Annotated in this window: 1 pseudogene; it reads left to right on the top strand. The window is 55.0% G+C overall.

What is annotated here, in order from left to right:
• Nucleotides 1-113: 113 nt before the first annotated feature.
• Nucleotides 114-516: pseudogene (locus HMPREF1627_RS01130) on the top strand (biotin/lipoyl-binding protein); the annotation flags it as partial.

A 516-nucleotide genomic window follows, 5' to 3' on the forward strand; every position in this document is an offset into this window, starting at 1 on the left:
GGTGCGGAATTGAAAATTTCGGCCACCCACAAAGTAATATGCTCATAAATACCTAACTAAAGCGAAGCCAAAGAGGGCGCCCAATGAACGCACACCCCACTAGAACTTTCATAATGCAGATCCTGCGAATGCTGATCTGGGTGGTCATTGCCGTTGCGCTAGTTAAGTTCGCGTTCTTTCCAAACCAACAAAAGGCGCCGGATTTGGTGGGAGATGGGGACTTCACGTTCCCCACCACGCAGGTGACGCGCTCCGATATTTCGCACGAGGTCACGCTGGATGCGTCGGTTGTGCGAAACAAGTCTGAAACGGTGAAGGCAACGGCGCAGGGCACCGTGGTGTGGCTGTTCGTGGAGGAAGGCGCGAAGGTGAACGCGGGTGATCGCATCATGCAGATCATGCACAAGGAGGTTCCAGAAACTCCCGATCCTGGCCCGGATGGTGAAGTGGCACCTCCTGCTCCTGCGGTTGAGACTTACCACAACGTAGTTGCGGCCTCACCCGGCACGGTTTCTT

This window comes from Actinomyces sp. S6-Spd3, assembly GCF_000758755.1.
Lineage (GTDB): Bacteria > Actinomycetota > Actinomycetes > Actinomycetales > Actinomycetaceae > Pauljensenia.